Source organism: Ruminococcus difficilis (genome assembly GCF_016680995.1).
Map to the genome: position 1 here is coordinate 18,581 of NZ_JAEQMG010000104.1, position 8,478 is coordinate 27,058.

The window sequence follows — 8,478 nt, forward strand, 5'->3', positions numbered from 1 at the left end:
GGGTGGAGTAATCCACTCATCTCCTATCTTTTTCACTCTTACAAGGTAAGGAGATGATTTTTTGGAGAAGAGAAAACCGAAGCTCAAGATTTTCAAGAACCCGATCCGCCGTTGGGGCTGGCTGTTTTTAGGTCCCATGGCTGCCGCGTTTATCATCGGTTTTGTATGGCCTTTCATACAGGGTATCTACCTCTCGATGTGTCAGTTCAAAACCATTTCCAATGCAAAATTTATCGGATTTAGCAACTATGTCAAGGCAATTACCGACCCCAGTTTCCTGCATTCCTTCTGGTACACGGCTCTCTTTGCCATTGTCAGCCTTGTGTTGATCAACGTGCTGGCGTTTACCGTCGCGTACTTCCTCACGCAGGGAATCAAGGGCAGCAACCTGTTCCGTACCGTATTCTTTATGCCGAACCTGATCGGCGGTATCGTCCTCGGCTACATCTGGTCGATGATCTTTGACGGTATCCTTACGCACTTCGGCACATCGATTCTGATGGATTCCACGTTTGGCTTCTGGGGACTGATCATCCTCATGTGCTGGCAGCAGGTCGGTTACATGATGATCATCTACATTGCGGGACTGCAGGCGGTTCCCGAAGATATTCTGGAAGCCGCCAAGATCGACGGCGCTACAAAGACGCAGACTCTTTTCCGCGTTATCATTCCGAATGTCATGCCGTCCATCACCATCTGCACCTTCCTGAGCCTGACCAACGGCTTCAAGCTCTTTGACCAGAACCTCGCCCTCACAGGCGGTCAGCCGTTCATCATTCAGCCTGACGGCTCATCCATCAAGACAACAGAAATGCTCGCGCTGAACATCTTCAACACCTTCTACGGCTCCAACAGCGCATCCTCCGGACAGGCACAGGCTAAGGCTGTTCTGTTCTTCATTCTGGTTGCGTCGATCGGTCTGATTCAGCTCGGCATCACAAGAAAGAGGGAGGTACAACAGTAATGAGCAGATTACCTTCAAAAGAGCAGTCGCTGGCTGCCGAAAAGAGAAGAAAGACGATTCTCTCGGTGGTACTGGCGTGCGTTTGTATCATTTACGTGCTCCCCGTACTTTCCGTTGTCATCAACTCTTTCAAGCTCAACACCTTCGTCAAGACTGACACCTTCGCGCTTCCGACAGGCGACATGTGGGCAGGCTTCAACAACTTCATCAAGGGCATGACCTTCGGTAACTATCCGTTCGTCAAGTCGGTGCTTTTCAGCCTTTTGATCACGGTTGTTTCCACCTTCCTGATTCTGCTGTTCACCTCGATGGCAGCATGGTACATCGCGAGAGTCAACTCTCTCTTTTGCAAAATTTTCTACTTCCTCTGCGTTTTCTCCATGGTAGTACCCTTCCAGATGGTCATGTATCCTCTCTCCAAGACTGCGGACTCTCTCCATCTCAACACTCCCTGGACGATTCCGATTGTTTATCTCGGTTTCGGTGCGGGACTCGCGATCTTTATGTTCGTCGGTTTCGTCAAATCCATTCCGATTTCAATTGAAGAGGCGGCTTCCATCGACGGCTGCGGTCCGATCAAAACCTATTTCCAGGTTGTACTTCCGATGCTCCGCCCGACGATGATCTCCGTCGGTATTCTCGAAATCATGTGGGTATGGAACGACTATCTGCTTCCCTACCTCGTGCTCGACATCAACGAATACCGCACGATCCCGATTCACATTCAGTACCTCAAGGGCAGCTACGGCACCGTTGACCTCGGTGCGACAATGGCGCTGATTCTACTCTCCATTATCCCCGTTATCGTATTCTATCTGATTTGTCAGAAGTACATCATCAAGGGTGTTGCCGCCGGCGCCGTCAAGGGTTAATTCTTTTGATTCGCGCACTAAGGGTTTGGTTGATTGGCTGCGTTTCGTTTACGCGGGATGTGTTCATCAGAATCTTACCAATCCCATTGCTTGAGGATAGGTATTTTGTTATTCCGTTCAATATCAAGCGTTCAGGCTGATTCGGTTTTGCCGTATCAGCCTTTCTTTTTTATCCTTTTATAATTATGTTTCCAATCAGATTTTTCTCTGAATCTTTCTTTCCGAAATCCGCATTACCACTCGGATTTTTCGTTATTTCTACCAAAAAAATTGTTTATTCTTCGGACAAGTAGCCAGTTGTAATTTCCCCTCAAAAAAGTATAATTAAAATAGGTATGTTTATACCTCGCATAGACATTTTTTAAGAAAGGAAGTTTTGAAATGACAAAAAAGACCGTATCCATTCTGCTGTGTCTGGCCTTGCTTGTCACGACCGTTGCGTTCTGCATCCCCGTAAACGCGGCAACCGTCAGTGACGCGACCGTCAGCTACAACAGAAAGAATCCCGTTTCCGCTCCTGACGATTTCAGCTGGGACAATGCCAATGTATATTTCCTGCTGACTGACCGTTTCTGCAACGGAAACACCTCAAACGACCACTCCTACGGCAGAGCGACCGACGCGAACGGCAACGCCCTCAGCGGATGGCAGACCGCTCCGGGTACCTTCCACGGCGGCGACTTCGCAGGTATCACCAAGAAGATCAACGAGGGCTACTTCGACAACCTCGGCGTCAACGCCATCTGGCTGTCCGCTCCCTACGAGCAGATCCACGGCTACGTAACCCCCGGTGAGCCGAACGACTTCGCTCACTACTCCTACCACGGCTACTACGTGCTCGACTACACCGAGCCCGACGCCAACTTCGGTACAAAGCAGGAGTTCCAGACGATGGTTGACACCGCTCACGCGCACGGCATCCGTGTCATCATGGATATCGTTATGAACCACGCGGGCTACAACACCATCAAGGACATGTTTGAATTCAACTTCGGCTCCTTCAAGAACGAGTCCGCTGCAAAGTCCTACCTCTACAAGCTCACAGGCGTCAACTCTCTGCATGACACCGTTGACTACGCGAACGACGCGACCACCTGGGGCAGATGGTGGGGCAACGACTGGATCCGTTCCGGTCTCCCCGGCTACAACGAAGGCGCGGGCGGCGACGAGCAGGGATGCCTCTCCGGTCTCCCCGACTTCCGCACCGAGCAGACAAAGAGCGTTTCGATTCCGCAGTTCCTGCAGACCAAGTGGCAGAGAGAAGGCACCCTCAGCTCCAAGCAGAGCAAGTACGGCAGCTCCAACACCGTAACGGGCTACATCTCCAGCTGGCTGGCTGAGTGGGTCGAGACCTACGGCGTAGACGGCTTCCGCTGCGACACCGCGAAGCACGTTGAGAAGGCTTCCTGGAAAACCCTCAAGACCAAGTGCGTGACCGCCCTCCAGAACTGGAGAAAGAACAACCCCTCCAAGGACGGCGCGGACTGGGATGAGGACTTCTGGATGACAGGCGAGTGCTGGGGTTATGTTGAGGGCTACGGCTCCTACTACACCGACGGCGGCTTCGACTCCATGATCAGCTTCAAATACAAGAACGGCTCGGGTGTTCCCGGAATCGGCAGCATCGACGGCGCTTATTCGCACGCTGCTTCCTCCTACAACTCCCAGGCAAACTACAACCTCCTCACCTACATTTCCTCACACGACGACAACCTCGCGAGAAACGACCTGATGTATCAGGGCTCCGCATTCCTGCTTTATCCCGGCGGCATCCAGATCTACTACGGCGACGAGAGCAACCGTCCGCTCGTTTCGGGCATTCCCTTTGACGGCGGCGGCGGCAGCGGTCACGCCCTGAGAAGCGACATGAACTTCAATCCCTCGGGCAACGACGCGGCGATCCTCGCGCACTGGCAGAAGGTCGGAAAGTTCCGTCACAACCACGTCGCGGTCGGCGCGGGCGACCATCAGAAGGTCAGCTCCAGCTCCGGCTACGCGTTCAGCAGAACCTATGACGACGGCATGACCACCGACGGCATCATCGCTGTTATCGGCGGTTCCGGTTCTGTATCCGTAGACGTCTCCTCCATCTGGGGCGACGGCGCCACTGTTACCAACGCATACGACGGCACCACCGCTGTTGTTTCGGGCGGCAAGGCCACCTTCACCGCAGGCGCGGCAGGCACTATCCTGATCGAAGGTCCTCAGTCCTCCATCAGCATGAGCATCAAGGGAAGCTACCTCTTTGAGAACAGCCAGACCGTTTCCGTAACGCTGCGCGGCGCGGATTACGCGATGGTTTCCGTCAACGGCGGCAATGAGTTCCGCGTGACCGACGGTCAGACCTTCTCTATCGGCGAAGGCATCGAACCCGGCACCATCTTCGAGGTGAAGATGAGAGCCTCCAACGGCACCGACGAGCTTTCCAAGAGCTTCACCTTCAAGAAGAGAAATCCCGACGAAAAGGTTCTTATCTACTTTGACGACAGCTCCTACAACTGGGGCGACCTCAAGGCATATGTCTATGACGAAAGCAGCACCCCCGTTGTCAAAAACGCTGCATGGCCGGGTGAAGCGATGCAGAAGGACTCCTCCACCGGCTACTATTACTACGAAGTGCCCGATGAACTCACCAACGGTCTGGTCATCTTCAGCGGCTCCAACGGCAGATATCCCGCTGACGGCGCAAAGGGTCTTGCGATCAATGAGACCACGATGATTTTCCGTGCGGGCAATAAGTGGGAGCCCTATGACGGCACCGATCCCACGCCTCCTCCGACTCAGGATCCGAGCACAGGCGTTACCGTTTACTTCAACGACAAGGCGTACAACTGGGGCAACCTGAAAGCGTACATCTACGATGAAAGCAACCCCTCCAATGTTATCAAAAACGCTGCATGGCCGGGACTCCCGATGACTCTCGACAGCGCGACGGGCTACTACAAGATCTCCGTGCCCGACAACCTCAAGAACGGTCAGGTCATCTTCAGCGGCTCCAACGGCAGATATCCTGCCGACAGTTTACCGGGTATGCAGATCGGCGGACAGAGCCACTTGTTTGACGCGAACTACTCATGGACGGTCTACAGTCCTCCGGTTCCGACGCAGCCTACTACCCAGAAGCCCACGCAGAAACCCACAGAGGCTCCTACCACCAAGCCGATCACCAAGAGACTTCTGATCGGCGACGTCAACATGGACGGTCAGGTCAACATTGTCGACGCGACAGCGATCCAGAGACACATCGTTGAACTCGTTGTGCTGACCGGCGACAACCTGATCGCGGCTGACACCAACGGCGACGGTTTTTACAACATCAAGGACGTTACCGCGATTCAGTACTACGCGGCATCCAACTCAGGGGGTGCAGCCAACTGCGGTAAATACACTTCTTAATCCAATTCACCAGGGGCTTGCTTCGCAAGCCCCTTTCTTATTGGCACGGAAAAACGGCTCCCGATTTTGGGAGCCGTTTACGATTCTCAAATATCAAGCCTCGGCGGTTTCTACCTCATATTCCCTGACGTTGAGGACGGTTTCACCGTCGATTTGCAGGGCAACAGGGCGGTCAAATTCCACTCTCACACTCTTGCCGACGATGGTGGTGACGATGTCCTTCTTTTTCACATGGTCGCCCGTAAAGATGGAGGGAAACGCCGCCAGCGTGCCGATTTTACCTCTGCTGTGCATCACCATGACAGTGACGGTTCTCTCGGGATTGAGCCTGTCCTGATCGGGCGCCGCGTACATACCGCCGCCGTAGCAGCGGCCGTTCATTGTCGGCGCAAGCCACGTCTTGTCAAAGGCATACAGCTTGCCGTCCACGGTCACGGAAGCCTTGGTGGGCTTGTAGTGAAACAGCAGTCCCTTGATCGCGATGGAGGTATAATTGATCTGCTTTCCGTTATCCTTGGCGCGCTGCTTGTCCCCGACCTCGCAGCAATAGCCGTCGATGCCGTAGCCGATGCCGTTGATGAACTTGCGCTTCATGCCGTTCACCTTGACGACGGGCAGCTTGCGCAGATACTTGTTGATGATCATCGGCGGATCCTCTTCCGTTTTGCCGAGGTCGGTCCAGAAATCATTGCCCGTACCCGTGGGATAATAGTAGATCGCGTTGTCCACCGCGTCGCAGTCGAGGTCGTTGACGAGGTAATTCAGCGTGCCGTCGCCGCCGCAGATGACGACCTCGTCGTCCTTGTCCAGTGAGTCGAACAACTCCTGGTAGGTGTCAAACTCATTGACCTCCTTGTATATCAGGTCTTTGGTCGTCCAGATGTCCTTGATGCGGAAAGCACCCTTAACGCCTTGGTTGTTGTTGGCTTTTTTGTTATACACGACATAGGTTTTCATTATTCTTTTCCCTCCAGATTGTTCAGCATCATTTCGGCAATTTTATCGGCGAGTACGTTGGTTTTCACGCCCTTGATCTCCTCGGGCGGCAACACATCAAGGATATCCATTTTCACTTCGCTGCGCTTCCATGGATAGTTTTTCTGTATCTCATAGGTACCCTGAACCGTCATCACCACGATCGGCACCTCCGCTTTCTGCGCGATTTTTAGCACCGCGGCGTGAAACGGCAGCAAGCCCTCGCCGTAGTTGCGCGTACCCTCGGGATAAACCGCCACAGACGCGACGTCGTTCTTGATCAGGCTGATGGCGCGCTGAATGGTTTTGAGCGCCTTGCGCGGATTCTCGCGGTCGATCGGCATGAAGCAGCAGCGGTGGATGATCCTGCCGTAGACGGGCACCTTGAAGTTCTCGGGCTTCGAGATAAACGAGAGGTTCTCCTTCGCGAACACGTGCCACGTGAGGATCGGATCGAATTTGGAGCGGTGATTGCTCACCAGAAGGAACCTTCCCTTCGGCAGCTTCTCCCTGCCTGTCAGAGAGATATGAATCCGAATCAGCTTCACCGCGATCGCGGTCGAATTGTTGAGCAGAAAACGGAAATATTTGCTGTCCTCATTGTACTCCTTTTTCATGTTGACGAACAGCAGTCCGTTGATGAACAGGAAAATAAAGTACAACGGCAAAAACGCGACCGCCGCGATCAGAATCCAAAATATTATCCAGAAAATCACAGTTCCCATATTGCACCACTCTTATTTTTACTTCATATTCTGTATCTATTATAATCATTTTTTGTCGATACGTCAATATTTTTGTCAATAAAGGCAAAAAACGGAACCCTTTCGGGTTCCGTCCGTCATGTGTTCGGGAACAGATATTCCGGATTGATGTACTCGCTGATAAACATGCCGTCGCTGTCCTTTTGATCGGGATACAGCACCGATCGCGTGACCTTTGTGATGCTCGGCGAATGTGTTTCCCAGCCGAAGTTGCTCTCGTATGATATCCGCGCAATACTGCTGAATTGCCGTCACGTCCGATATATCGCATACACTGTTGCCGTCCGCGTCGTCAATATCAATGACGCCGTCCCGGTTGACGTCGCCTATCCACGCATCCTCTCCGGCTGCTGCCGCGGAAAAGCCAAGGCTGCTCATCACTAATAATCCCGCGAAAATCACAGCCGCAATATGTTTGAATTTCATATCGGTACCTCCCATACTCACACCGAAAATTTTATCATAAACCGCCCTTGTTTTCAAGCTGTGTCCGATTAATATCACACTGCGTTTGTTTGGTTTTCGTTATTATTACCAAAAACATCTGTGAATCTTTGTCATTACGCAGCCTAATATTTATGGTATAATACTTGTATCAATTTGCAGGAGGCTATTGCTTATGAGAAATACAACAAAAACATTCAGCGCTTTGCTGACAGGCGCCTTGATATTGAGTCCTTTTGCCGTCACCGCTTTTGCTGCGGAAGGCAAAACACTGAATATCACGGCAAGCTCTAATTTTTCTCCCTCTGTTACGCAAAGCATCGACGCGGCAACGAAGCAGATCACCGCTACATGGTGGCTGCAGGACGCCGAGGATTCCATGGTCAATATCCAGGGTGTTCTGACCTATGACAATACAAAGCTTCGCGTTGATATGACAGACGGTGTGAACCGAACCTATGATGTGAGTTCGGACGAATACACGGAAAACATCCTCTGCATCACCAACGGACAGAGCACGGTAGTCAATTACCAGCCGGAAACTCTCCCGTCAAACGCGAACGCGGGTATCCGATTTAACGCCACCCAGTCAAGCGGCTTTTCAATGGGAACCGCGACAGAACGAGTTCCCTTCTTCTCCGTAACCTTTAATCCCGTCGACAATGCGGAAGGCGATACTGAAATCCATCTTGAAATCGACTTCATGGCGGTCCGCGATGACAACGACACGACCTACCACAAGCTGATTCATCACGCGGAAATCGTCGATACCGACGCTGACTTCCTCCCCGATGAGGCTGCGGCGATATATGCGGGACCGTTCGACCCGAACTACACCCCCGCAGAACCGACTACCGCAGAACCGACTACCATTCCACCGACGACAGTCGCTCCTACGACCATCGCTCCTACAACAGTCGCTCCTACAACAGTCGCTCCTACGACCATCGCTCCTACAACAGTCGCTCCTACAACAATTGCTCCCACAACAATTGCTCCCACAACAATTGCTCCCACAACAATTGCTCCTACAACAATTGCTCCCACAACAATTGCTCCCACA

At 52.5% G+C, this 8,478-nt stretch carries 7 protein-coding genes; 4 read left to right on the plus strand and 3 right to left on the minus strand.

Annotated features, from left to right (window positions below):
• The first annotated feature begins 136 nt into the window (after window positions 1-136).
• From JKK62_RS10125 to JKK62_RS10135, 3 genes are all read left to right on the plus strand, one after another.
• Window positions 137-964, plus strand: coding sequence for a carbohydrate ABC transporter permease (locus JKK62_RS10125; RefSeq protein WP_201427789.1), 828 nt, complete (start codon window positions 137-139; stop codon window positions 962-964).
• Window positions 964-1,836, plus strand: a complete 873-nt coding sequence (locus tag JKK62_RS10130) for a carbohydrate ABC transporter permease (protein ID WP_201427783.1) — start codon at window positions 964-966, stop codon at window positions 1,834-1,836. Before JKK62_RS10125 ends, JKK62_RS10130 begins: the two co-directional genes overlap by 1 nt.
• A 381-nt stretch (window positions 1,837-2,217) precedes the next feature.
• Entirely contained in the window at window positions 2,218-5,232 is a 3,015-nt protein-coding gene (locus JKK62_RS10135) for an alpha-amylase family glycosyl hydrolase (protein WP_201427784.1), read from the plus strand.
• Window positions 5,233-5,325: 93 nt separating this feature from the next.
• On the opposite strand, the gene JKK62_RS10140 is transcribed toward JKK62_RS10135, so the two are convergent.
• From JKK62_RS10140 to JKK62_RS10150, 3 genes are all read right to left on the minus strand, one after another.
• Entirely contained in the window at window positions 5,326-6,189 is an 864-nt protein-coding gene (locus tag JKK62_RS10140; RefSeq protein WP_092966638.1) for a diacylglycerol/lipid kinase family protein, read from the minus strand.
• Entirely contained in the window at window positions 6,189-6,932 is a 744-nt protein-coding gene (locus tag JKK62_RS10145) for a lysophospholipid acyltransferase family protein (RefSeq protein ID WP_201427785.1), read from the minus strand. The genes JKK62_RS10140 and JKK62_RS10145 overlap by 1 nt, the downstream gene beginning before the upstream one ends.
• Before the next feature lie 75 nt (window positions 6,933-7,007).
• On the minus strand, window positions 7,008-7,397 hold the full coding sequence (locus JKK62_RS10150; protein ID WP_201427786.1) for a hypothetical protein: 390 nt from the start codon (window positions 7,395-7,397) through the stop codon (window positions 7,008-7,010).
• Window positions 7,398-7,590: 193 nt separating this feature from the next.
• Here JKK62_RS10150 and JKK62_RS10155 point away from each other — a divergent pair.
• Window positions 7,591-8,478 (plus strand): hypothetical protein (locus JKK62_RS10155; RefSeq protein ID WP_201427787.1); only part of this gene is annotated, 888 nt, incomplete at its 3' end.

What these genes read in the sequence shown, in the direction of transcription:
- JKK62_RS10125 (WP_201427789.1), top strand. Translation starts at nt 137, where the DNA reads ATGGCTGCCGCGTTTATCATCGGTTTTGTATGGCCTTTCATACAGGGT.
- JKK62_RS10130 (WP_201427783.1), top strand. Translation starts at nt 964, where the DNA reads ATGAGCAGATTACCTTCAAAAGAGCAGTCGCTGGCTGCCGAAAAGAGA.
- JKK62_RS10135 (WP_201427784.1), top strand. Translation starts at nt 2,218, where the DNA reads ATGACAAAAAAGACCGTATCCATTCTGCTGTGTCTGGCCTTGCTTGTC.
- JKK62_RS10140 (WP_092966638.1), bottom strand. Translation starts at nt 6,189, where the DNA reads ATGAAAACCTATGTCGTGTATAACAAAAAAGCCAACAACAACCAAGGC.
- JKK62_RS10145 (WP_201427785.1), bottom strand. Translation starts at nt 6,932, where the DNA reads ATGGGAACTGTGATTTTCTGGATAATATTTTGGATTCTGATCGCGGCG.
- JKK62_RS10150 (WP_201427786.1), bottom strand. Translation starts at nt 7,397, where the DNA reads ATGAAATTCAAACATATTGCGGCTGTGATTTTCGCGGGATTATTAGTG.